The organism is Candidatus Cardinium hertigii, assembly GCF_003788695.1.
The window spans coordinates 57,897-84,217 of the sequence record NZ_RARA01000025.1; the positions used below are offsets into that span (position 1 = coordinate 57,897).

General features: G+C 35.6%; 19 protein-coding genes and 5 pseudogenes. 9 read left to right on the plus strand and 15 right to left on the minus strand.

The window, feature by feature from the left end; translation table 11 throughout:
- The first annotated feature begins 209 nt into the window (after positions 1–209).
- Positions 210–431, plus strand: coding sequence for a YtxH domain-containing protein (locus EDM02_RS03440; RefSeq protein WP_123663033.1), 222 nt, complete (start codon positions 210–212; stop codon positions 429–431).
- Between the two features lie 805 nt (positions 432–1,236).
- On the opposite strand, the gene EDM02_RS03445 is transcribed toward EDM02_RS03440, so the two are convergent.
- The 9 genes from EDM02_RS03445 to lpxK all read right to left on the minus strand — a co-directional run bounded on the left by EDM02_RS03445 (position 1,237) and on the right by lpxK (position 11,231).
- On the minus strand, positions 1,237–1,869 hold the full coding sequence (locus EDM02_RS03445) for a 2-phosphosulfolactate phosphatase (protein WP_184891125.1): 633 nt from the start codon (positions 1,867–1,869) through the stop codon (positions 1,237–1,239).
- A gap of 56 nt (positions 1,870–1,925) precedes the next feature.
- On the minus strand, positions 1,926–2,822 hold the full coding sequence (gene atpG / locus EDM02_RS03450; RefSeq protein ID WP_123663116.1) for an ATP synthase F1 subunit gamma: 897 nt from the start codon (positions 2,820–2,822) through the stop codon (positions 1,926–1,928).
- 85 nt (positions 2,823–2,907) lie between these two features.
- Complete coding sequence (gene atpA / locus EDM02_RS03455) at positions 2,908–4,491, minus strand: F0F1 ATP synthase subunit alpha (RefSeq protein ID WP_123663118.1); 1,584 nt, start codon at positions 4,489–4,491, stop codon at positions 2,908–2,910.
- A gap of 98 nt (positions 4,492–4,589) precedes the next feature.
- Complete coding sequence (gene atpH / locus EDM02_RS03460) at positions 4,590–5,126, minus strand: ATP synthase F1 subunit delta (RefSeq protein WP_123663120.1); 537 nt, start codon at positions 5,124–5,126, stop codon at positions 4,590–4,592.
- 25 nt (positions 5,127–5,151) lie between these two features.
- Positions 5,152–5,655, minus strand: coding sequence for a F0F1 ATP synthase subunit B (atpF, locus tag EDM02_RS03465; protein ID WP_123663122.1), 504 nt, complete (start codon positions 5,653–5,655; stop codon positions 5,152–5,154).
- Between the two features lie 77 nt (positions 5,656–5,732).
- A complete protein-coding gene (atpE, locus tag EDM02_RS03470) occupies positions 5,733–5,978 on the minus strand; it encodes an ATP synthase F0 subunit C (RefSeq protein ID WP_123663124.1) in 246 nt (81 codons plus the stop codon).
- 160 nt (positions 5,979–6,138) lie between these two features.
- Entirely contained in the window at positions 6,139–7,173 is a 1,035-nt protein-coding gene (atpB, locus tag EDM02_RS03475) for a F0F1 ATP synthase subunit A (RefSeq protein ID WP_123663126.1), read from the minus strand.
- Between the two features lie 193 nt (positions 7,174–7,366).
- Positions 7,367–9,442, minus strand: a complete 2,076-nt coding sequence (locus tag EDM02_RS03480; protein ID WP_123663128.1) for a putative porin — start codon at positions 9,440–9,442, stop codon at positions 7,367–7,369.
- Between the two features lie 730 nt (positions 9,443–10,172).
- Positions 10,173–11,231 carry a tetraacyldisaccharide 4'-kinase gene (gene lpxK, locus EDM02_RS03485; RefSeq protein ID WP_123663130.1) on the minus strand — a complete coding sequence of 353 codons (1,059 nt, stop codon included), beginning with the start codon at positions 11,229–11,231 and terminating at the stop codon, positions 10,173–10,175.
- Between the two features lie 108 nt (positions 11,232–11,339).
- On the opposite strand from lpxK, the gene EDM02_RS03490 reads away from it, so the two are divergent.
- From EDM02_RS03490 to tnpC, 6 genes and pseudogenes are all read left to right on the plus strand, one after another.
- A complete protein-coding gene (locus tag EDM02_RS03490) occupies positions 11,340–12,479 on the plus strand; it encodes a Nif3-like dinuclear metal center hexameric protein (protein WP_123663132.1) in 1,140 nt (379 codons plus the stop codon).
- Entirely contained in the window at positions 12,479–13,234 is a 756-nt protein-coding gene (locus EDM02_RS03495; RefSeq protein WP_123663134.1) for a zinc ribbon domain-containing protein, read from the plus strand. Before EDM02_RS03490 ends, EDM02_RS03495 begins: the two co-directional genes overlap by 1 nt.
- Before the next feature lie 208 nt (positions 13,235–13,442).
- Positions 13,443–13,808, plus strand: a complete 366-nt coding sequence (locus tag EDM02_RS03500) for a TraR/DksA family transcriptional regulator (protein ID WP_123663136.1) — start codon at positions 13,443–13,445, stop codon at positions 13,806–13,808.
- 35 nt (positions 13,809–13,843) lie between these two features.
- Positions 13,844–14,629: a pseudouridine synthase gene (locus tag EDM02_RS03505; protein ID WP_123663138.1), complete on the plus strand. Its 786-nt coding sequence runs from the start codon at positions 13,844–13,846 to the stop codon at positions 14,627–14,629.
- 478 nt (positions 14,630–15,107) lie between these two features.
- A pseudogene (locus EDM02_RS06005) lies at positions 15,108–15,845 on the plus strand (IS66 family transposase); the annotation flags it as partial.
- Positions 15,846–15,980: 135 nt separating this feature from the next.
- Positions 15,981–16,751: pseudogene (gene tnpC / locus EDM02_RS06010) on the plus strand (IS66 family transposase); the annotation flags it as partial.
- A gap of 219 nt (positions 16,752–16,970) precedes the next feature.
- Here tnpC and EDM02_RS03515 read toward each other — a convergent pair.
- The 4 genes and pseudogenes from EDM02_RS03515 to dnaB all read right to left on the minus strand — a co-directional run.
- Positions 16,971–17,744 (minus strand): M15 family metallopeptidase, encoded by a 774-nt coding sequence (locus EDM02_RS03515; protein WP_123663062.1) that lies wholly within the window; start codon positions 17,742–17,744, stop codon positions 16,971–16,973.
- Between the two features lie 298 nt (positions 17,745–18,042).
- Positions 18,043–18,273: a hypothetical protein gene (locus EDM02_RS03520; protein WP_123663064.1), complete on the minus strand. Its 231-nt coding sequence runs from the start codon at positions 18,271–18,273 to the stop codon at positions 18,043–18,045.
- A complete protein-coding gene (locus EDM02_RS03525; RefSeq protein ID WP_123663066.1) occupies positions 18,264–19,064 on the minus strand; it encodes an alpha/beta fold hydrolase domain-containing protein in 801 nt (266 codons plus the stop codon). Before EDM02_RS03525 ends, EDM02_RS03520 begins: the two co-directional genes overlap by 10 nt.
- A 352-nt stretch (positions 19,065–19,416) precedes the next feature.
- Positions 19,417–20,760 (minus strand): annotated as a pseudogene (gene dnaB, locus EDM02_RS03530) (replicative DNA helicase); the annotation flags it as partial.
- Positions 20,761–20,765: 5 nt separating this feature from the next.
- Between dnaB and EDM02_RS03535 the strand changes: the two are divergent.
- Positions 20,766–20,987, plus strand: a pseudogene (locus tag EDM02_RS03535) (IS66 family transposase); the annotation flags it as partial.
- A gap of 1,177 nt (positions 20,988–22,164) precedes the next feature.
- On the opposite strand, the gene EDM02_RS03540 reads toward EDM02_RS03535, so the two are convergent.
- Entirely contained in the window at positions 22,165–24,102 is a 1,938-nt protein-coding gene (locus EDM02_RS03540) for an ankyrin repeat domain-containing protein (RefSeq protein WP_184891126.1), read from the minus strand.
- A gap of 605 nt (positions 24,103–24,707) precedes the next feature.
- Between EDM02_RS03540 and EDM02_RS03545 the strand changes: the two genes are divergently transcribed.
- Positions 24,708–25,361 (plus strand): RING finger domain-containing protein, encoded by a 654-nt coding sequence (locus EDM02_RS03545; RefSeq protein WP_221179601.1) that lies wholly within the window; start codon positions 24,708–24,710, stop codon positions 25,359–25,361.
- 691 nt (positions 25,362–26,052) lie between these two features.
- Here the strand turns inward: EDM02_RS03545 and rpsJ are convergent.
- A pseudogene (gene rpsJ / locus EDM02_RS03550) lies at positions 26,053–26,320 on the minus strand (30S ribosomal protein S10).
- Position 26,321: the final 1 nt, after the last annotated feature.

Genomic DNA, 26,321 nt, shown 5'->3' on the forward strand with positions numbered 1-26,321 from the left:
CAACGGCCTCGTTAGGTATATGCATATTTTGTTTGTTTTTTATAAGCTTTTTATTGTAAATTCAACTTATAGTAGAAGTAAGCGTATACGTATAGGATGGTTATGGTAACTTTACTTCTTTTATATTTTAGTCTTTATATATTTAGTTTTTTATATAGAGATATTTTTCGAGAGGTTTGCGTACATTAATATTTTAAATTACAAAAGTCATGTATATCTATAGAAATGTGTATTATTTAGTCTTAGGGGTAGTCTTAGGTGCTGTATTGGGAATTTTAGTTTGTGATGAAACTAAAAAAGAAATCATAAAAGCAATCCAAAATAAAGCAAAATTCTTTTCAGATAACTGCAAAGCAACTTCTGAAGAGGCAATGGATTCGGTTAAGGGTTCTGTAAATAGCGCTAGAAGTTCTCTGAAAGATTTATTGTAGTATATATCCATTATATATTATTATATATTAATGGATAATAATGGGGAAACAAAAGACGAATCATGCTTTGTTTCTCCATCATTATTTTGTATCCCTTAACATTATACATCTATAATATAATTAATTATGTCTAAAAAATTATTTTTAATATTGGGAATACTTGTGGGAGGGGTGCCTTTGGTGTGGTATGCTATTCCTGATCAACAAAGGTCTAAACTTAAAGGCGTTTTATATAACCGGATGCAACATGTTTTCCTAGTTACTGTAACAAAATACTTATTAAAAAATTTGGTAAGAAATGCAGTTAAGACGTATTTAAGTTAATAATGTATCCGTTCAGTGATGTGGCCTATGCGTATCCGTGTTCGTACCAATTAGAAATAGTACAATAATACTAGATCGTAAAAAATGCGCCTTGCATAAAGCTGTGACTAGAAAATTTCGTATCCGTTCAGTCGTATGGCCTATCCGTGTTCATACCAATCGGAAATAGCGCAATAATGTAAGTTTATAAAAAATGCGCCTTGAAAAAACTGTGGAAAGAAAAGAAAGGAAAAAAATCAAAAGAAAATCATTTTGTCTGAGCTCCGTAGGAGCGAGATTTGATTTTTGATTTTTTTCCTTTCTTTTCAGCAGTTTTTTCACCAGCGCTTGATTTTTTTTGGCTACTTTTTTTGATCAAGCAAAAAANNAATTAAACACCGAAAACTCATGTTAAATTAACCATTTTTTCAATGAGGGGAAAGTGGATTATTTATGATTAAATTTAATTGTCTATTGCAACGGCCTCGTATCGTTAAGAACATTAATGTATACGCGTTAATATAGCATAATCCTCTATAACATTCGCTTTAATAACAAAATTAAAGCGATCTATTTCTAGGCAACGAAAAAAATCTGCTTCAGGGTATTGGTACTGGTCTGTAGAAAAAAAATATTTCCCAGCACCTTTTTGAAGAATAGGTATAAAGGTATCTATCTTTGGTTTTTTTCCGCCAATCAGCTCTTTAAGATAGGTAGCACAGAGATTATCCTCTAAAGAAGGTCTTATTCCCTCATGACCCATAGGTATTATTATGACCTCCACATTTTTCATATTCTTAATGTATCGAGCAGTAGCAGATGCATTCATAAAACCAGCAGCAAGTAATATATCTGATGAACCAGCCAGCATCATTCCGTTTGCGCCTGCTGCTGTTCTGTGTAGCACGTAGCGACCGGATACCATAACCTCTTCTGTGCGCGTTGGGGAATTAGGAATATGGTAGGCTACATTTACGCCTTTTTCAGGCTTTCCTACTAATAAAGGATTCTGAAAATTAGATATTAAACGCTCAATGGTACCGCTTTTATTGGCCAATATGTAAATTTTTGGATTATGACTTAATATATAAGCAGCTGTAGTACAAGCACGAAATACATCAATAATTACAGCCACACAAATAAACAGATATGTTTCATATCTGTTTTAGTATCAAAATAAAATTAATTTTTTTACATTTCTGTTAACGCTTTGGCACCACTAGTGATTTCCGCTAATGCGTTTGTGATAATGGCCTGTCTAGTTCTATTATAGCTGATTCGTAGCATTTTTAAAAGCTCCTCTGCATTATCAGTTGCCTGGCTCATAGTAGCCATTCTGGCTGCATGTTCGCTTGCACTAGATGCAACCAGCATACCCATTATTTTATGCTGGAGTATATGAGGAACAAGCTTTTCTAACAGCAATTGGGGAGAGGGCTCATAAATATAGTGTAACGGCACAAGAAGCGATTGTTTAAAAGGCTCTTCTTGTTTAGGTAAAAAAGGCAAAAAGGGAACAATAGTTACTTCTTGTTTAAAGGCATTTGTAAAGGTAGTATAAGCTAATTTAATTTCAGTATAATAATTTTTCTCAAATGCTTCTATACAATAGGTAGTGAGTTTAGCACTCCCTTGGAGATTAGATTTGTCCAGCAGATCAACATAGCTATCTATAATAGGTAAATGAGATTTTTTAAAAAATTGATAGGCTTTTTTTCCCACGACCAGTATTTCGATGGTGGCAGCTTGCGTCTCCTGTATGGTTGCTAGGTGTTGGCTGACCTCTTTGAGTATATTTTTATTAAATGCTCCACATAACCCGCGACTAGAAGTAACGACTATGCATAATAGATTTTGAGGCTGATCTATTTTTTTTGTTATTAAAGGATGGGATAATTTACTGCTATTCATGCCTTGTAGTACAGCTTCTAACAGCATGTTATATTGCGTTGCATATTCCTGTAGAGGTATCAAGGCTTGTTGCGCCTTATGCAATTTGCAAGCAGATATCATTTTCATCGCTTTGGTAATTTTTTGGGTAAACGCTATAAGGTTTATGCGATTTACTACTTCTTTAAGAGATGCCATAGTTAGTGTATTCGTTCACGTTCGTACCTAGCAATAGTACAATAATGCAAGATTATAAAAAACACGCCTTGCCTTTTTTACTGCATTAACTTTGTGGATATTTTGTCAGAAGGCTTTTGGCTACTTCTATCAGTACCTGAATAATTTGGTTATTCCATTGTCCCTCTGCAATGCTTGTCAATGCAGTATGGTATTGCGTAGAGAGCAATTCTAAAAATTGTTTTTCAAATATTTTAACCTGATTAAGATGGATTTTATCCAAATATCCATTCATAGCTATATATAAAATAGCAACTTGCTCCTCTATGGGCATAGGCGCATGCAAGTCCTGCTTGAGTAATGCTTGATTTTTTCGACCACGGTCGATTGCTCTTTTAGTAGTAGCCTCTAAATCAGAACTAAACTTAGCAAAAGTTTCCAATTCAGAAAATTGTGCTTGATCTAGTTTTAAGCTACCTGCTACTTTTTTGATGGCTTTAATTTGAGCAGCACCCCCGATGCGAGATACAGAAATACCGACATTAATAGCGGGTTTGATGCCTGCATTAAATAAGTTCATTTCCAGAAATATTTGTCCATCCGTAATCGAAATAACATTAGTGGGGATATAGGCAGATACATCCTCCATTTGTGTTTCTATAATGGGCAATGCCGTAAGGGAGCCGCCTCCCTTAACTTTTATCTTTAAGGAATCGGGAATATCGTTCATGGAACGGGCTATATCATCATTGCCAATAATGCGTGCCGCACGTTCCAGTAGACGAGCATGTAAAAAAAAGATATCCCCAGGGAACGCTTCTCGACCAGGTGATCTACGCAACAAAAGCGATATTTCCCTATAGGCAATAGCTTGTTTAGAAAGATCATCATAAATAACCAGTGCATCTCGGCCGGTATCTCTAAAAAATTCACCAATAGCAGCGCCTGCAAAAGGAGCAAAAGATTGCATAGGAGCAGAGGCCGCAGAGGGCGCTGCTACAATAGTGGTGTAGTCCATAGCACCATATCGCGTTAATGTTTCTACTACATTGGCTATAGAAGATGCTTTTTGCCCAATGGCTACATAAATACAGTAGACAGGCTTGCCCTGTTCAAATAACTTACGTTGATTCAGAATAGTATCTATTGCAATCGATGTTTTACCAGATTGCCTATCACCAATAATAAGTTCGCGCTGACCTTTGCCAATAGGTATCATTGCATCAATAGCTTTAAACCCTGTTTGGAGCGGTGTATCCACTGGTTGTCGGTAGATTACACCAGGGGCATTTCGCTCTAGGGGCATCTCAAAACGTTCTCCAAGGATAGGACCATGGCCATCTATTGCGTCTCCAAGCGTATCTATTACACGCCCTAACAGCCCCTCACCTACTTGTATGGCGGCCACACGCTTAGTTCGGGTAACCGTATCTCCCTCTTTAATGGCAGTAGCATTTCCTAATACAACCGCACCTACCATATGCTCTTCTAGGTTTAATACCATCCCCTTGCATCCATTTTCAAAGGATAGCAGCTCTCCCGATTGAGCATTTAAAAGACCATAGATGCGAACCACGCCATCACCGGATTGTATAACTGTTCCCGTTTCTTCCAATTCAGCTTCGGTTTTGAAATTGGATAGCTTTGCTTTGAGCATAGCAGTAATTGCATCTGTATTTATTTGCGCCATCTGTTCAATTATAAATTTTTTAGCTTGAGCAATAGCCTACCTTATGGTTGCTCGAGCGTAATTCTATCTATCTATCTATCTATCTATAAAAACAATACTTATAAACTAAGTTTTAATAAACGTAAGGAATGTTTTACACTTTTGTCTAGCTTTAATGCTCCAATTTGGAGAATATATCCTCCAATAATAGAAGGATCTACTTGTTGTACCAACAAAACTTCTTTGCAAAAAACTAATTGCTTTACTTCTTCTATAAAACTTTTTGTCAATACGGCTGGTATTGCCACTGCAGTGGTAACCACTGCAGTGGCAATACCTATATATTCCTGATAGGCAGATTGAAACGAAATTAAAATCTCTTTTAATAGCCCTATTTGGTATTGGTCTATGATAATTTCAATAAAATTCCATAGTATGGGATGTAACGCATCTTTACAAATTTTTTCGAGCAATTTGTGTTTTTCAACACGAGGTATGGTAGGATTATGGAGTATATTGTCTAATATGGGCGCAGCCTTAAACTGATTTTGTAACAAAGTGACCCCATTACCTATTGCTTTAAGTTCGCCACTTTGTGTAGCGTAGGCTAAAAAAACGTTAGCATACCGTGTTATTAGCTTCTGTGATGTAGCCATTTCTCATTGCCTAAGTGTATACGCATTAAACAGAGTGGTTGCATCTTGTTGTTAAGCGTTCTATAAACTCCAATTGTGATTGGTCTCCACTTAACTCTTTCATCAACACTTTTTCAGCGGCTTGAATAGCCAGTAACCCAAGACTACTTTTTAGTGTTTCAATCGCACGTTCCTCTTCTTTAGCCATCTCCATCCTAGCTTGTGTTAACAAATTTTCTTTTACAGCTAAGGCTTCGTGGCGTGCTCGGGTAATAATGGCTCGTTGGGCTTCCAACGCTGCGCCAATAATACGGTCACGTTCTGTATGGGCCTCTCCTAATAGCTTAGCCCGATCGCCTGTAGCTTGTTCCATTAATGCCTGAGCTTCTGCGATTTGATTGATAGCATTTGCTATGGTATATTCCCGTTCTTTGAGTACGCTTATAATCGGCTTCCAAGCGAAGGTAGATAATACCAAAAGAACGGTCAAAAATGTTATGGTTTGCCAAAATATAATCCCGAAATCAGGAGTGATGATGCTTATTTCCATGATAGGTATAGTTTATACATGTAAGATAAGGTGCAGATGACCGCTAACGCTTACCCACTAATATGAGTTTACCACTACTACCTCTTGACAGCTATCAGTAGACAAACGAGCACGCCAAATAGCGCTACGCCTTCAATAAGTGCGCAAGCAATAATCATAGCGGTTTGAATATTTGTGCTGGCTTCTGGTTGTCTACTAATGGCTTCCATGGCGGCACGCCCGATTTTACCGATCCCAATGCCCGCACCTAGGGCAATAATACCTGCGCCAATGCCAGCACCTGCATATGCGTATGATAAACTTGCATCTAATAAAGCTAACATAAAAAAAATTCAATTTGATGGTTAAAAACGTTAAACAATAGCACAATTGCTAAATCGATTTTTGTAGTCAAAAAGCAGAAAAGAGCAGGGACTATTTTTTTAGCAATTGGCAATGGCCTTAAATATATACATAAAAAACAGAAAAAAAACCTATCTACCATTAAGGATGCCCTTCCTCGACAGCCTGTCCAAAATAAATAGCAGAAAGCAATGTAAAAACATATGCCTGCAAAAATGCTACCAGCAACTTTAGTAAAAACATAAAGGTACCAAAAGGTACACTAACCGCAAAGCCTATATAGACGCTTTTTATACTAAAAACAAGTCCTATAATACTCAATAGGATAATATGACCTGCTGTAATATTAGCAAATAGTCTAAGCATAAGGGAAAAAAACTTAGTTAAAATACCCAATATTTCTACTGGAACCATAATAGGCAGTAACCACTTAGGCACTCCTTTGGGTTTCAATATATGACTCCAATACTGTTTATTTCCATTCAAAACAGTAATAATGGTAGTAAAAGCAGCTAATACCAATGTAACTGAAATATTTCCAGTTACATTGGCTCCAGCAGGCAGAAGGCCTAAAAGATTGTTAAGCCATATAAAACTAAAAATAGTTAACAAATAGGGAAGAAATCTTTCGTAATGTTTCTTTCCTATATTTGGGATGGCTATCTCATGTTTTATAAAACAAATAATTATATCTATAAAGGCATAATACCCCTTTGGTGCCGTTAGCGGTTGCTGTTGATATTTTCTTGCAGCCAATAATAGTCCGCTTACCAATAATAGGACACTTAACAGCATGGCAGCTATATTTTTGGTAAGAGATAGGTCCACTACACGCCTACCCGGGTCTACACAATGGATTTTTTTATGCAAAAGGGTATAGCCTCGGTAAGTAGTAGGCTGTTGCTTTGAATTATACAAATGGGCAGAGGAAAAGCATTCTATACCCCTATCTTTAGAGCAAAGTATAATCGGCAATGGCCATACAATATCTCTTCCAGCAACCGTTGCAAAATGCCAGTGATACGCATCTTCTACATGCTCCATTACAAAATTTTCAGTTTCACCTTGTGTAGATTGCGCATTACAAGGAAGACATAAATATAATGTGAGCACCACACTACTCGCTACATAAAGAAGGCTTCTGTAGCTGCTTTTACCTACTATATTTTGTTGCATGGCCAAATAAAGTAATAAAATAGTCTAAGAGATAGCATATACTAATGTACGCAGTCGAAGGGAATTTTTCAAAGCATTTTATACAATTATCCATACATTCGTTCATGACTTATAATAAAATACCATTGGACCTCTTTCGAAACCAACGGTATCCGTTCACGTGCATAGCAGCCATATAAGGATTACCCATGATTTAATCAAAAAATGACCAGTGAACGCCAATATCAGCCGCTTTTTTTTGACCAGGATAAAATGGTGTAGCAAAGTAAGCTTTTGGCTTTTCAAGGTCTTCATTGATATAACTATATTTCAAGAAAAATTTTACATGGCTGATCCTAAAATTTAAGAAAAGATCAATGATAGGCCTGCCTTGTACAGGGAATTGTTTTTGCTGGTAAAATTGTTGTGCAATTATATCATAACTATTTCCATAATAAAGGTCTTTATAATGTAGATTTATACCCGTTTCTATATCCAGCTTTTTCTTGAAAGGCTGGTGTGCATAGTAGTATCGAACTGTATACATATAAAAAGGCATATGTCCTTTAAAAATTTGGGGTTTGCTGTTGCTAATATCTTTAAAAAAAGTAACTGAATGATCAAAATGGTAATAAGAAAACAAGCAAAAATCTAGATTCATGCCGTAGGACAAGAGGTAAATCGGCGTTTTAGCTTGCTTAGGTTCGGAAATACAGTGATCATATTGATTAGCTTGATCATTTTGAATAATATGCCTATCTTTTTTTACTTGTCTGTAGTAAATATGGTTTTCTATTCTTTTAAAAGAAAGTAGCGGATGCATGCGCACATAGGGGAAACTATAACACATTTCTGTAGCAATCTCTTGTGCAGAGGGTGCTACAAAATGCTTATTCCATTTACGGTAGTGGCTATAGCCATATTGCACCAGATAGGGCACTTTATATTTAACGGTATTATAATTAAAAATAAAAAAGTTATTTTGATAAGCTACATTAAGTTTATGGTAACCCTTGGCAGCTTCTGACACTAGGTACGCTCCATCTAGCGAAAGTTTATGGGAACCATTTTTAGAGAAATTATATCGGCTATTACAGCCTATATAATGTTCTTGTTCAATTTTGGTCTTTTGCTCTTGTGGTGAAGCGTTTTGTGTAGGGGCATAGTTCAAATTAATATTTTCAAGTCTATAATAGGTACTATAAAATAAAGAGAGCGGTTCTATATCTCCTTTAATCCCTATTTCATTACCAATGGATTTCATAACAACGGTACTGATTCCAGGTATATCTATAGTAGCATCATCGATTTCAGTTATAAAAGAAAGCACATCTTTTGTGTTAATGGCGAGCTCATTTTGTCTACGATTGTAATGTAGTTCATGGTATAATTGTACGGGTTCACTACATTCATAATGGTGATAGAGATAAAAAATACGTCTAAGCTCCTTATGGCTAATGGCAGCTTTACCAGGCGTTGTGCCTATGCTACTTTTAGTTCCAAGATGTGGCCCCACCATTTTTTTGGGATCTAGGAGTGCTATCGAAGAGAGATAACGTTTATGGGCATCCCTGTTTGTAAAATCAAATATATTGTCGGATTGTATTCCACCGGTTTCCTTTGTAGTATACTCCCTATCGGACCAACTACTAAATAAGTGATAGCATTCATCTAGCGCTTTAAAATGGGTAAAAAGCCCAACATAGGGAAATCCGTTGGGGAGGGCGCTAACAATTTTCTCTTCTTTTGTATCTGTCCATTCATTTTCTGTCATCGCACTTTGTGCATGTATTCCTATATGCCAGTTGTCTAGCAGACGGTAGCTATAACAACCATCAAAGATAAAACTGCCTATATTGGCTAGGACAATACTAAAATGCGCATATGCCTTAGATGCAGGCATGCAATAGTAACGTAAATCTTGAGGATGCTCAAAGAAAAAATCATAGGCCGTAAATCCATAGGTAGCACCTATATGTTTTGGCAACATATAAAAAATGTATTGACTAGCTGTCCAGTTATTACCAAGATTTTGGAGGTTATAGTTATACTGTTCCGTAATAGTAAAACGGTCTATTTTTGTTATGGAACGATCAATGGGATGATATGGTCTATAATTGTGTTTTACCTCTCGTGGAGTTATAAAAAAAGTAGAACCTGTTCCAATTCTTGCTTCAGTTTCTTTATCAAAAATATCTTCTGCTTTTGCTTTTTCACCATAGCTCTTAAAGGGCATTCCCAAAACTAAAAGTACTAAACTATATCGCCACCAAATAGAAACATCTATCATTATTAACTTTTTAAAAAATTATGCGTGAATAATCTTTGGTATCCGTTCACTTGCGTGATAGCCATATTTTATAGATTAATTGATTATTATATCCATTTTTTTAAAAAACTATTTCTTTTAAAGCTACTTTTTTTGCTTGATCAAAAAAAGTAGCCAAAAAAAATCAAGCGCTGGTGAACAAAGCTGTTGAAAAATTCAGTCTGTAAGCTGAAAATCAGAACTCGCCCAGGCCTACAGCCTTGGGCTCAAACAGGCTGATTTTCTACTAGCTCTCAGACTGAATTTTTCTAATCACAGCTTTGTTCAAGGCGCATTTTTATGATCTTGCATTATTGCGCTATTTCTAATTGGCCACACGACTGAACGGATACAACCTTTGAGCTTTTTAGCACCTTTACGATAAGCTATCTAAATGTTTTTAGCTTATCTATTGCTTTTATTACTTAAATACAGATAAGATCTTACCACTTGTGTCTTTTACAATAATTGCTATCTTCACCATATAACGCTTCTTTACCAGGGTTGTAAACGGACACCTATATTTTATTTAGTAAATAAAGGCTTCATCTTTTATATAAAAAAAGCAGTATATAATAGCATTATGTAAGTTAAACAAAATAGCCTAAAAATGTATACCTTATATAGGCCCTATCATACACTACTATACATAATACTTTGTTTTCAAGCGTAGAAAGATAAGAACGTCTTCCATCAATGGTATGCATATCGTCTAAAAATGCAAAATATCCATAATTTTTGCATCAAAGGTTGCTTGTGCTTCTTGCGTAAAGCCCACCTCAATAGGAATATAAAACATAGGGAAAGGGGATAATAGCTTTTCCCAGCATGGGTCTATAAATCGAACACTATCTTTTTCTGTTGTAACTATGGCTTTATATGGGTCTTTACCTGCATAAAACGCACGGGTTATTTTTATTATATCATTATAATTAAACCCATGATGATCTGGAAAAGCAAGATGCGTGATGCTATGGCCTTTGGTTTCTAAATATTCACGTAGGGGGAGGGGATACGCAATGCCTGTAACCAGTACTATTGAGCAGGGTAGCTTGCACGGTTTAGTATGCCACATGGCAATAGGATCGTGATAGATGATGTGTGTAAAAAAGAGAGGTACCTCTCTAACATTAGGTTGGTATTTTTGTATTCCCTCCTTTATCTCAGTAATCTGTGCCTCAGTGGGACATGGGGGGCTTTTGGTTACCAATATTATGTCAGCACGTGCTATGCCTGCTCGTGGCTCACGCAATCGCCCTAAAGGCAACAAATGTTCCTTAAAGAAAGGTTCGTTAAAAGTGGTTAGTAGAATACTTAATATAGGTGTTATACTCAACTGCTGGAAGGCGTCATCTAGAAGAATGATCTCGACATCTGGTCTATGCTCCATAATTTTTGTTATGCCTTCCTTCCTATTCTCGCAAACGGTAATAATTACATTAGGATTATATTTAAATTTTTTATATAAAAGATACGGCTCATCACCTGCTGTTAAAGCAGATTCTAGTACACTTATTACTTTAAAGCCTGTGGATGTACGTTTATAGCCTCTACTTAGCACAGCTACAACTTTTTCATTAGAAAGCAGTTTGGTTAGATAAATAACCAGAGGCGTTTTACCGGTACCACCTAATGAGAGATTGCCTACACTGATAAGTTTAGGATTTTTGTAAGAAACGCTACTTTTAATTTTTTTCTTGTAAAGAAAAATACGTAAAGTAACCACCATACCATAACAGCAACGCAATATTTGAAGCAATAGTAAAACCATATATCAGATTTTAGTTAGAAAAATTTAGCTTAGTAGCACAAATACAAATATTTTCACTATTTTTCATAAAACCAGTATTAACTGGATTAAAATTATATAAAAAACACCATGACAATAGCAGCGCCAAGAGATAGTGATTCTACTATTGTTGTATCTGATGTCGTAAACTACTTGGAGCAAGTAGTGCAATTACATTACCAGAATACTTTAGTAAAATCTGGCCTGATAGTTGGTGACATGTGCAATATAGTGACTGGAATATTGATCTGTCTTGACATAACAGAAATAATATTGGATGAAGCTATAGAGCAAGGATGTAATTTAATCATTACAAATCAGCCTCTTTTACTTCAGCCAGTAGATAAAATTACTCCAGAAAGCTATGCTGGAAAATGTGTAATAAAAGCTATAAGGCATGGGCTATCTATTTATATTTTTAATACCAATTTAGACCATTTGGGTAGCGGTGCTAGCCATAGGATTGCTAATTTAATGGAATTACAAAATATTCAGCCTATAATTCCTAAAAAAGAAATAGTATATAAGCTTACTACTTTTGTGCCATCTCATGTAGAAAAGCATTTAATAGAAACTTTATACCGAGTAGGAGCTGTATTAGCAGCGCATAACCTAGCAGGCCATGTAAGTAGTATCCCTACTAAAGTAAGTTATGCAACGGAACCAAGTTGCAGCTCAAATTTTGTTGGTTCAAAATTTGAGATTTCACAAGAAAGCCAACTTACTTTTATCATACCTATGCATTTTAGGGAAAAGATTATCCAGACTTTATTGCATGCACATCCTTACGAAAAAGTCACCTATTATGTAGAACAAATAGAAGTAACCGTAGAAAACATGGGTAGTGGTGTAATTGGTATTTTGCCCATAGAATTACCAGCAAAATATTTTTTAAAATATGTCAAAACCAAACTAACTTTATCATATCTTCAGCATACAAATTATCTCGATCAGCCTATAAAAAAAGTGGCTATTTATGCTGGAAATGGAGGCTTTTTATTAGAAACCGTTTTGAATAAAAATATAAATACTTTTATTACTACAGGTTTACAATATGAACAATTTTTGGCAGCAAATGGAAAAACATTAATGGTTGATATAGGGCATTATGCTACCCGATTGGGTGTAAAAAAATTGATTCTTGCATTACTATCAAAAGAATTTAATAACATTGTGGTATTGCGCTGTAAAACCCTTACCAATCCTATTCATATATTAACGACTAACTGATGGATAAAAATATTCTACCTAAATTGATGCAGCTTATTGAAATTCAAGAAGTTGACACATGCCTTGATGAAATTGTAAAGCTCAGAGGAACCCTACCAGAAGAGGTAGAAGTACTGGAGAAGCGTATAGAAAAATTATCTGCAAAAATAGCAGAAAATACATCCCTGTTAACTACCTTGCGGGAAGAGATCGTGAATAAAAAAGCATTTATCAAAGATACCGAAAAAAAAATTCAACATTACGAAGCCCGACAAATGGAAGTGCGTAATAATAGGGAGTATGATGCTATAGCCAAGGAAATTGAATTGTATAAATTGGATATTCAGCTTGCGGAAAAATTTCTACGTACTGCTTATACCAAAGTAGAGCAAGATCATAATGATTTAGAGGAATTACATAAACTTTTAAAGGTACAAGAAAATGATTTTTTTATAAAAAAACAAGAACTTGAGTCCATACTAAAAGTAAGTGCAGCAGAAGAACGTGCGTTGCATACCAAAAGAGTATGTATAGTAACTGCCCTAGGTGAATCATTATATATGGCTTACGAAAGAATTAGGCAAAGTGTTCAAAACAACTTAGTAGTAGTTTCTATTAAAAAGGGAGCTTGTGGTGGATGTTGTATAGTAATCCCTCCACAACAGAAACTAGAGGTGTATGAGCGAAATAAAATAGTTTTTTGTGAGCATTGTGGTAGAATGCTAGTGGCTTCTGAGCAATCTATAGACGCATTTTATTCATGCGTTAACACGTAGATAATTTTTATGGGCTACTGGGCTACTGCTAATACCTAACGCATAACATACATACAATTACAATTACAATTGTAACTATGCAAGGATATAGCCTATCCATTAGTAAGTGGCTAAATGTTTATGCAATTGCTATACGACTAAATAAAATTGATTATATTTTGTTAGGGGTTTATTATTTCAGGTTACTGAAAATTTAAGATGAAAAGTTATGAGGGAGGCAACATATACACCAGAAGATCTAAAGTTTTTTAAAAAGATTCTTTTAGAAAAATTAGAAAAAGCTAATTACGAACTGCAAGTATTGGAAAAAGTTTTAAGTCGTCAAGAAGCAGGCCTTGAGACTGCTGGTAGACTTTTTGAGGAAAATGCAGAAGTGATAGAAACAGAAAATGTAGGTCAGTTAGCTGAGCGACAGCAAAAATTTATTAAACAAATTGAACTTGCTATTCAGCGTATTAGAAATGGTACGTATGGAATTTGTGTTTTAACTGGTAAGATGATAGATAGGGAACGTTTAAAAGTCGTACCACATACGATGTATGCCGTAGATGCTAAAAAAGCACAACAAGAATAAAGTTATCGATTACTTTTGCCTAATTAATTTTATGTATGCAAGGGCATTGTATTGATCCATGCGCATCTCATTTGATACGGTTAAACAAGTGCATAAGTAATGCTGGTATTTGCGCCAGAAGGGAGGCAGATCAGTTGATTGCGGCGGGTCATATTACTGTTAATGGTCAAATCGTACGTACAATAGGAACAAAAATTCCAGTCAATGCAATAGTTACCTATAAAGGTAAGGTTTTATATGCAGAAAAGTCAAAGTATATCTTATTAAATAAACCAAAGGGATATGTTACCACGACCAAAGATCCAGAAGGCCGCAAGACCGTTTTAGAGCTTATAGGCAAAAAATATTGTGCTGAACGGATCTATCCGGTTGGTCGACTGGATTATGATACTACTGGGTTGCTGCTGTTAACCAATGATGGTATATTGGCCCAACAGTTAGCACATCCTTCTAGTAAGGTTAAAAAGCTCTATCACGTGATATTACATAAGGCTATCCACATAGAACATTTCAATAGTATTCAAAAAGGTATTTTACTAGAAGATGGAGTGGCTAAAGTAGATCATCTGGCTATAGTTGAAGCAGATCGATGCCAACTAGGTGTCGTTATGCATAGCGGTAAAAACCGTATTATTCGAAGAATTTTTGAGTATTTTGGTTATACGGTACATAGACTGGATAGAGTAGGTTATGGCCATCTTACGAAAAAAAATATACCACGTGGCAAATGGATCTTTTTGGAAAATAAAGAGGTGCTTAGACTTAAAAATCTAGTAGCAAAAGTTGATATAGGCCCAGATGACGGCTGGCTTTATGTATAGCGTATCCGTGTATCCGTTCAGTGGTGTGATTTACACTTCACTTCTAATAAGCTGGAAGAGATATGGATACAATGATGGATGTCTATGGCAACGGTCTCGGTATGGCTTAAGTGACGTATCCGTTCAGTGGAGTGGCTTAAATCGGTTAGTAGCTCTATTGTAAAATATAATTATTAATATTAAGTTAGGTTTAGATTTTTCCCATAAACCTTTACCTTAGATGGAATTAAACATAGAAATTATTCCCTATTTACTAAGTCAGGTTCAGATCTTAGAGGCTAGGATTGCGTTATTAGAATCTGAAAATAAGGCGTTGCGTTTAGAGAATGCCCACCTAAAAGAAAAACTTGGTTTAAATGCTAAAAATTCCTCTATACCCAGTTCAAAAGAATTGTACAAATCCAAGAAACGTCCTAGTCATAAGAGTGGACGTAAGCCAGGTGGCCAACCAGGACATACAGGTGCTACGCGCTCTAAGATGGTAGCTGATTCAATCGTAGCAGTTCCTCTGGATAATTTGTCCTGTAGTTGTGGAGGGGATATAAGATGCTCTAAAAAACCTACTGTGCATCAAAAGGTAGATTTACCAGAGATTAAACCTTACGTAATAGATTATCATCTCCAAAATGGGCGTTGTAAACAATGCGGTAAACGCCGTACTGCTGATCTTCCCCCTAACGTTACGTCAGACATATTTGGCCCAAGAACAAAATCAGTTATTACAGCTTTAACAGGCTTTTACAAAAATTCTAAGCGGGAAGTAGCCGATATCTTAAAAGATATATGTAATCTTCCTATTAGTCTTGGCACTATATCTAATAGTGAAGGAAAGGTATCCTCGAAATGTGCTGCGTCGTATCAAACTATAGTACAGAAAGTTAGCCAAAGCAACTTGCTACATATAGACGAAACAAGCCATTATACTAAGGGTAAGCTTGGCTGGTGTTGGCTATTTACCACCAATCAAGTAGGTAGCGTTCTTAAGCTTGCGCCTTCTAGGGGTATGCATGTTTTAAAAAACAGTGCATTTGCAGGTAAACATGCAACAATAGTCAGCGATAGGTATGCAGTCTATAACTATTTTAGTCCATCAAAACGCCAAATTTGCTGGTCTCACTTAGCTAGAGATTTTGAAAGGCTTGCCCATAGTGCTCATAGTGCTATTAAAAACTTAGGAGAAAGTTTAAAACAAGTGGCAACTGACTTGTTTGGGTTAACCAAAGCTTGCTTAAATAAAAAAATTGATTTGCGTTTCTTTTTAAAACGTGCTAGAAAATTACGTAAACGAACCGGTTATTATTTAAGAGGTATTTTACCTATTCCTGATGCGCCGCATGCGGTACGTGTAGNTAGTGAAGGAAAGGTATCCTCGAAATGTGCTGCGTCGTATCAAACTATAGTACAGAAAGTTAGCCAAAGCAACTTGCTACATATAGACGAAACAAGCCATTATACTAAGGGTAAGCTTGGCTGGTGTTGGCTATTTACCAATCAAGTAGGTAGCGTCCTTAAGCTTACGCCTTCTAGAGGTATGCATGTTTTAAAAAATAGTGCATTTGCAGGTAAACATGCAACAATAGTCAGCGATAGATATGCAGTCTATAACTATTTTAGTCCATCAAAACGCCAAATTTGCTGGTCTCACTTAGCTAGGGATTTTGAAAGGCTTGCCCATAGTGCTCATAGTGCTATTAAAAACTTAGGAGAAAGTTTAAAACAAGTGGCAACTGACTTGTTTGGGTTAACCAAAGCTTGCTTAAATAAAAAAATTGATTTGCGTTTCTTTTTAAAACGTGCTAGAAAATTACGTAAACGAACCGGTTATTATTTAAGAGGTATTTTACCTATTCCTGATGCGCCGCATGCGGTACGTGTAGCTAAAAATATATTAAAAATTGAAAAAGCATTATGGAAATTCTTAGAGGATCCCTTAACTATACCCTTAACGAATAACCATGCTGAAAGGCAAATTAGACATTATGTAGTCTATCGGAAGAATGCTTACTTTACCCAATCTGAACGGGGAAATAGATTCTTGGAAAGAATAATTTCTCTCTATCTATCCTGGAAGCAACAAAAGCTAAATCCTTTCCATATTCTTTCCCAGATTATAGAGACTTAGGCCACTCCACTGAACGGATACGTATCCGTTTGCTTGCGTAGCAACTATGTTATTCATTTAATTACAAATAGGCAATAGTTGGTATTTTTTCTGTCCATCTACCATTAGCTAATATTGCAGCGGCCTCATAGCATTATCATGCTGCGTGTGTTTCACCCCCATGGAGTTCCTATTCGGGTGAAAGTGGGCCAGAGATGGCCAGTAGATGTATTTGGACAATTACAGTAAATGTTCCGGAAAAAGTTCAGGGCGATATTCAAAATGCATGGTATCATAATGATACCACTTTCCTCCCCATATAAAATGATATTTCTCAAAAATTTTAACAATTTCTATAGGAATTTTATTTTGATAAATAGGGAATTTATCAGGATCAATATCTTCCTCCTTGATTGCATCGTTTCCAGGATTGTTTTTTTTATAGTCCCATAACCAGTAATTAGAGTGTTCTACATTTATGTCAACTGTCATACCAAAGCTATGTGCACTGGCTCGATCTGTACCTTCAATAACCCTCCAGTTAAATGTTCCACCTGGATCTTTAAGATAATCTTTGAATTCATCCGGTAAATCATCCAATTCTACTGAAATATTTTTTAATTTTTCTGATACATTATTGACTTTTGTAACTAAAAGTGAACTTGGAAGTTGAAAGCTTTTTGGCATCCACTCAATCTTAACCAGATTGCTGCTAACTTCTTCTTCACTATTTCCATATATTTTTTTGAATAATGCGATATTACGTATTCTGCCTGGATCATAATTTTGCTGTTTAACACTATCCATATAATTACCATGGCTAGATTCCACTATATACGGAATAGAAAGTTGATCAAGCAAACTGGCAGTATTCAGTTTTTCTGAGTAACTTTTTTCATTTTCTTTGCCATCACTTACTGCCTGTTGTGTACCATCTTTATAAACTATAGCCGTATCTGTAATGGCTGATATATGCTCAGGATACGCCTTTAAATAGATTTCATGTTTACGCATAAATTGATTGTTCTGGGCACAGCCCCCCTAGTAAGAATAGGATCAAGAAATATAAATAAAATAAGGATATATTGAATTGCATAATTATAATAGTTTAAAGTGTATACGTTCTATTACCCGTTACCTTCGCACTTTTTTATGTATTGAATACATAAACATCAGACTATTATTTTAATAAATTAAACATATATACAATTGCGCAGTATGGGCTTTCCTTCATCTAGGTAAGAGAATTTACTAGGCAAGTCTAAGGTAAATGTAAGGATTACGCAGGCTTAAAGCAAATACAGTGCCCATTTCAGAAATGGCTACATTCCGTATACTTTACTTTTTCATGAATAAAATGCATTATATCAGATACCATAAATTTAGAAAGAGGTGTCCTACCATGGATCATATCTTTATAAATCCTTCTATATATATGTGAACGGTGTAATGTGGGCATAACCATTTTATAATGCTCCATGTCGGCAAGCATAGCACAAGCACTATCATCCATACCCACATCCACATCCATACCTATACCCATAACAATTGGCTAGATAAGGGAATCAATCCATCATGATAAACCGCTTGCTTTTCCGTTATAAATTGTCCATACGCATCATTAAATGATTGTATCACCTGCATAGGTAAATTAACGCTAGCTGCCTTGTTAAGTAGATACTTCCCCAAATTATCATAGTAACCAGCAATTAATAAACAAGGAATGGTATGTGCATCACTATGTATAAAATTCTCTATTTGCTTGATACAGCGGCTATTAGGTAACAAATCGTTTAACCCACTTATTTTTATTTTTTTTAACAACCAGGCTAAGCCCTTTAGATACCATACATTTCCTATAGGCAAGCAATAGTTAATATGTTTCATATATGCTTTTGTATGCGCTATAAACATTTGTATTTCATTGCTGCTACGCTTTAGTATAGGTGCACCATTGAGCGGTGCAAAAAGGGTAATAATAGCTTGTATATTTAACTTATCGTTGTACTGTTTAGCCAACAAACAGGATGTAACGCCTCCTTTACTTTCTCCAATGAGAACAAGCGGAAAAGTTTTAGGGTTTACCGTGTATTTACGTAACTTACGTAAAATATACGTATAAAGTTTTTTAGATTGACTGTCTAAAGATTTTAAATTATATTGTATTTGCCAATATAAATTACTTGCCTCGATAATAGCTACTTTACTACCAAATTGAGTTGCAATACTGTTTACAACAGGTTTAGCTATAAAATTGTTTACAACTACTACCGCAAAAGAAGGGCAGGATTGTGCACAAACATAAGGAGCGTCAAACGTTAGTATTAGGAACATGATTGAAATTAGGCATGGAAATGTTACAACGGATTGTTGTTTTACCATTGACAATAATTTCATTATCGTTGCAAAAAATTTAGAAGTTGACAGGCGCATGTCACATTGAGGCCGTTGCAATAGAAAACAAAAATTTTATAAAAAAGAGAAATCTATACGCAAGTGTTAGTTAAAAGCCTTAAAAAGAATATAAACCATACATTTTTAGTGCTGTAAACTTATAAAGAACTCTATATTTGTATAATACAATGCTGCAATTTTCTATTGCAACGGCTTCGCATTTTACTAAAACGTTAGTTTTGAAAGCGATCTAATAACCAATTATAAGGTATTTTATTACCAATCCTGTACCTCAAAATACATCAAACGTTTCCTGTAGCTCATTTGCTTTACTAGAACGGATAACAGTAGTAAACTGTTCCGACTGTATAGCAGCGGGCATACCACAATCCATAAATTTCATATACCATCCTATAAATTGCAAGTGTACATTATCTAACGCCCCATTGCGATGCTTGGCAACAATAACCTCTACTAGCCCCTGCGTAGAATTGCCTGATTCATCCTCTGTTAATCCATAATATTCTGGCCTATACAAAAACAAGACAAGATCAGCATCCTGTTCAATAGAACCAGATTCACGAAGATCAGAAAGTTGTGGTCGTTTGCTGCCACCACGCGTTTCTACCGCTCTACTTAACTGAGACAATGCAATAACAGCAATATCCAACTCTTTAGCTATGCTTTTAAGGGCACGTGAAATAGAAGCGATCTCTTGTTCACGATTGCTACCACCCTTAGTCGGATCACCTGACATAAGCTGCAAATAGTCAATAACAACTAATTGAATGTTATGCTTAGCTTTAAGTCTTCTACATTTGGTGCGTAATTCAAAAATAGAAAGCGCGGGCGTATCATCTACATAAATGGGTGCATTAGAAAGCTCAGCCGTTTTATGGAGCAACTGTTCCCACTCATGGTCCATTAATTTACCTTGCTTAATTTTTTCACTAGCAAGCTCTGCTTCAGCTGAAATCAATCTATTCACCAACTGTAAAGCACCCATCTCCAAAGAAAAAATAGCTACTGGTGTTTTATAATCTATCGCCGCATTACGCAAAGCAGAAAGTACAAAAGCTGTCTTACCCATACCAGGTCTAGCCGCGATAATAATCAAATCAAACTTTTGCCAACCAGATGTAATACGATCTAAAACAATAAACCCACNACTAGGAATACCCGTAAGGCCATCTACACGTGTACGACGATTGGATAAATTATCAAAAGCTTCTACCAATAACGAACGCATGTCTAGATAACCTTTGCGTACATTGCCATCAGAAATTTCAAAAAGAGCCTGTTCCGTACGGTCCAACACATTAAAAACATCCATAGTAGGATCATAGGCATGCTTTTGTATAGTACTGGAAACCGATAGTAACTTTCTCCGAATTTCATATTCAATAATAGCCCTAGCATGAAATTCAATATTGGCTGAAGAGCTAATGCGCGTAGTCAGATAACTTACATAATAGCTGCCCCCTACTGCTGCCAGTTTACCATCTTTTCGCAACTGATTGACCACAGTAAGCATATCTATGGGCTCAGAATCATCAAAAAGAAATAGAATGGCCCGGTAGATTTCTTGATGGGATTCTTTATAAAAACTTTCAGGTTTTAAAAGATCAATTACACTAACCNAAAGCATTATGGAAATCCTTAGAGGATCCTTTAACTATACCCTTAACGAATAACCATGCTGAAAGGCAAATTAGACATTATGTAGTCTATCGCAAGAATGCTTACTTTACCCAATCTGAACGGGGAAATAGATTCTTGGAAAGAATAATTTCTCTCTATCTATCCTGGAAGCAACAAAAGCTAAATCCTTTCCATATTCTTTCCCAGATTATAGAGACTTAGGCCACTCCACTGAACGGATACGCACGAGGGTGAAGTGCACGCAGCATAGTACCCACTATGCGAGTACACTGAATCCCGAAGCGGAACATAGCCAGCTTTTCAAAGACGAAGAGACGATTACTCAATGGATTTGGAAAGCTGGCAAGGCGCGCGAGGGTGAAGCGCACGCAGCATAGTAGAACTATGCGAGTTCGCCCCATGATGTATATACATACATCATGGGGACCCCAAGTACGCTGAATCCCGAAGCGGAACATAGCCAGATTTTCAAAGACGAAGAGTAAGCTCAAACAGGCTGATTTTCTACATTGCTCTCAGACTGAATTTTTCTAATCACAGCTTTGTTCAAGGCGAGACCGTTGCAATAGGAAACAAAAATTTAATAAAAGAAATAAGCGTCTACCTAATCATTACTAAAAAGTCTTTAAAAGTACATAAAAAATAATATTTTAGTGCTGTAAACGTACAAAAATGTACAAGTTACATCTAGATTTCTATAAAAAATACGTTGCCATTTTTCTATTGCAACGGCCTCAAGGCGCGTTTTTTATAAACTTATATTATTGCACTATTTCTAATTGGCTACACGACTGAACGGATACGACTGAATTTTTCTAGTCACAGCTTTGTTCAAGGCGCATTTTTTAAGATCTAGTATTATTGCGCTATTGCTAATGGGTGTGAACACAGATACGTATAGGCCACATGACTGAACGGATACCGTATACTACCATTAGGGATTATCGAAAGTTTTGTATCGATATATTAAGAATAAAATTAAGAGCAAGGGCTAGTATGCTGTTTGGCTACTTAGGACATTAGATCCTATAAAAAAGATTAAACAACTAGCCCTAATAAAATAAGTGATAAAAATCAGACAGTATCAGCATATTAAGCGTTGAATTATTTCAATGCGCTTATATTTACGAGTTTTTGCGATTTTGATTCTTACCTATATACCTATTTTATTTGCTCTTAATAATAAAATTTAAACATAAATTAACTATAAACCAAATTTTGCTTGATCAAAAAGTAGCTTTAAAAGAAGTAGCTTCTAAATAAATGGATAAAATCATTAATTATCAAATATTAGCCATTTGCTATAATCTATAAAATATGGCTACCATGCAAGTGAACGGATTCGTTTAGGTGTGTGGCCGTGAGATGCACGCTTTTCCTACATTACCACACATGAAGATTTACTGCATAAATCCCTTAACTCTCTAGCGCTATTTAATAATCCACTGGCCACTCTTTCGTATTCCATAGCTTGATCTGGATTTATTTTTTCCACATAATCACGTAATTGAGGTAACTGCGTACCACTTTGGGTAACTTGTCCTGTAGCATTCAAATATAAATCGGTTGTTATAAACTTGCATATATCCCATATTTCATTAGGAAGATGCGAGTGTAAACTCTCAGAATTCTGATTAGTAGGCGTATTTCTTTGCTTAAACTTATTATTCTGTAGTAAATACCCAAGTATACGCTTCTCTACTATATGAGAACCATCTCTGCTATTTAAAAGGTTAATCCCATAACAGTTGCGTATAAAGACAAGATATGCATAATCTTCAGGCGAGTATCCTTGCTTATTTTCAATGTCTTTCCTAGCACTGCAACGCTCTAAGAGCTTAACGGTATTTAGCTGACGACTTCTTGTAAACTTATGATAGCTTCCAATAAACCTACAACATTGCCTATAGGCTATATGCAACGCAGTATTTCCATCATCGTTTTGAGCATCTACCTTAACACCCGCATTTAATAAAAGCTCTATTCCATCTAAGTCACTTTGTTTCGACGCCCAATGCAAAGCAGCAATGCCCCATTTATTTTGTTTGTTTATCTTGTTGCCCCTATCCAATAATAGCTTAACCATATTTGCGTGCCTATGTTTAACTGCGTACTCTAGCGGCATCATCTGCTTTTTGTTCTGCATATCTATTTTAGCACCGTTATCTAATAATAGTTCAACTAAATTTTCTCTACCATCGATAGCTGCTAAATGCAACGCAGTATTTCCATCATTGTTTTGAATGTTTATCTGATCTATCTGGTTTATCTGTATAAGCTTATTTAATAACAGTTGAGCTATATTTTCTTGATTATATTTAACTGCCAAATGCAACGCAGTATTTCCATCTTTGTTCCGAATGTTTATTTTAGCACCGTTATCTAATAATAGCTCAGTTAAATTTTCTATACCATGTATAGCTGCTAAATGCAACGCAGTATTTCCATCATTGTTTTGAATGTTTATCTGATCTATCTGGTTTATCTGTATAAGCTTATTTAATAATAGCTGAACTATATTTTGAGCTATATTTTCTTGATTATATTTAACTACCAAATGTAACGCAGTATTTCCATCTTTGTTCCGAATGTTTATTTTAGCACCGCTATCTAATAATAGCCCAACCAAATTTTTCATGCCATATTCAACTGCCAAATGCAACACAGTATTTCCATCTTTGTTCTGAATGTTTATCTGTTCTATCTGGTTTATCTCTATAAGCTTATTTAATAATAGCTGAACTATATTTTGAGCTATATTTTCTTGATTATATTTAACTGCCCAATGTAAAACGGTATCCCGTTCACCTTGGTTCCTATAATGTATACTTGCATTATAGGACAATAATAGTTCTGCTATATCGCAGTGACCGTGTTTAACTGCCCAATGCAAAGCTGTATGCCACAATTTATCGTAACTATTTTTATTTGCCTGACTTTCTAATAAAAGCTTCGCTATATCGTACTTACCATATATAGCTGCCAGATGCAAAGCAGTATATCCATCTTTATCGATAGCCTCAATGTTTGCACCTTTATCTAATAATACCTCAGCCACATATGTGCGACCATATCTAGTGGCTGTATGCAACAATGTACTATTTCTTACCTTATCATGCTTGATTATGTCTGGACTATCTTTCGGTATTTTTTCGATACAATCCATACAGCCAGCATAGGCTGCCATATGTAACTTATCGCTATTAAACGCAGCAAGCGGAGACGCATTTTTACAGATACAATCAGATTGTGAAGCCCTTACTACGGTTTCTTGTGTAGAAATATTTTGCCCATTTGCATCCTGCGTATGCTTCATGCCATTTTTGAGATTTGTGCAACTATAGGTAATGAAACAGCTATACCATATTGCCGGATACATATACCAATTTACTGTAGATCGCCGCCTACAACCTTTTTTATATATTGAATGCACAAACATCATAACTATAATTTTAATATTTTTATTAATTAAATACATTAAACATCTATATTAATATTTAATAAATTAAATATGCATACAATTGTCTAACATGGACTTTTATTTATGTAGGTAAGCAAACTACCATACAAGCCTATAGTAAAAGGTAAGGATTATCTAAGCTTAAAGCAAATAAAGTGGCCGTATCTGTTCAGTGGAGTGGTCTATGCGTATTCCTGTTCGTATCCATTAGAAATAGTGCAATAATGCAAGATCATAAAAATACGCCTTGAAAAAACTGTAGAAAGGAAAGAAAGGAAAAAAATCAAAAGAAAATCAATTTATCTGAGCTCCGTAGGAGCGAGATTTGATTTTTGGTTTTTTTCTTTCTTTTTTATACTAGGTATATTTAATCAAAGTAACTAGCAGGTGGGGGATCCCACGCAATGCTCAACCATATATTCATCCATAACAACATAACAACACTACTACTCATACTCAATATGAAAATAAATGTGATCAACCAATTATGGTATTGCTATTTTTTTATATCGCTATTATTTATGGGATGTAGCAAATCTGCTTGTCCATATAACATAGATAAGATTAATACACAAGACAATAAAGATAATAATTTACCAACAAGAAATATAAATTCGCAAATAGTTCCTGAAGGATTACCAGCAGAAGATGATGCAGCGATAGAAAAGCAATTTATTGAGGAAATAAGCCATGCTTATGTGTATAATAATAAAAAAAATGAAAGTTGGTGGTCTCCAGATCAACTAGTTGTATATACACTACGTATGCAGGCGATTAATCTAGGGTGGTCCTTAGCAAGAGAGGCATATATCAATGGAGCGTATGGATCTTTTCTATGTGGGGTGGGAATAAACATAGCCGTATTCTATGTAACACATATGGTACCTTCGTTAAAAAGAAAAACGGAAAACGAAAGATGTAAAAATAATATACAGAGATTAATTCAGGGTATACGAGAAAAACATCCCATGAGGTGGTCCCAGTTGGATCCAACATGTAGTATATGTATAAATGAACAAGATACGCAACCTATTCAATGTGGCCATTATTTTCATGCAGCATGTATTGCACGCTGGTGGCAGGAGCATCCACGATGTCCAATATGTAACCAGTAACACAAATAATAAGGAATGTGTTTGCCTAAGTATCCGTTCAGTCATGTGGCCTATACGTATCTGTGTTCACATCAATTAGAAATAGCGCAATAATATTAGATCGTAAAAAATGCGCCTTGAACAAAGCTGTGATTAGAAAATTTCAGTTTGAAAGTTAGTAGAAAATCAGCCTGTTTGAGCCTACTCTTCGTCTTTGAAAAGCTGGCTGTGTTCCGCTTCGGGATTCAGCGTACTTGGGGTCCCCGTGATGTATGTACATACATCATGGGGCGAACTCACATAGTGGGTACTATGCTGCGTGCGCTTCACCCTCGCGCGCCTTGCCAGCTTTCCAAATCCATTGAGTGACCATAGAGAGCGAGTTCTGATTTTCAGCTTTCAGACTGGAATTTTCAACAGCTTTGTTCACCAGCGCTTGATTTTTTTTGGCTACTTTTTTTGATCAAGCAAAAAAAGTAGCTGTAAAAGAAGTAGTTGTTTAAAACAAAGAAGTAGTTTTTAAAAAAAATGGATAAAATCATCATTTATCAAATATTAGCCATTTGCTATAATCTATAAAATACGGCTGCTACGCAGGTGAACGGATACAATATTTCTATCACGCAAGTGAACGAATATATTAATATTGTATTGTAGCAAAAATCGAAAACGTTACCAATACATAAGGGAATGGTTGCCCCTAAATATCATTTTAAACTTTAATTTCAACTTCTACACCACTAGGTAGTTCTAATTTCATTAGCGCATCTACTGCCTTTGAACTATTGGAATAGATGTCTATTAACCTTTTATGGGTACAAAGCTGAAACTGTTCTCTTGACTTCTTATCTATATGGAAGCGGTATTGGACCATTTACGACTGTTCGGGTTGCCTTTACAGCTTTAACGATATTTTCTGCTGATTTATCCAATAGAATAGAATCGAATGATTTAAGTTTAATGCGAATTTTTTGATTCATA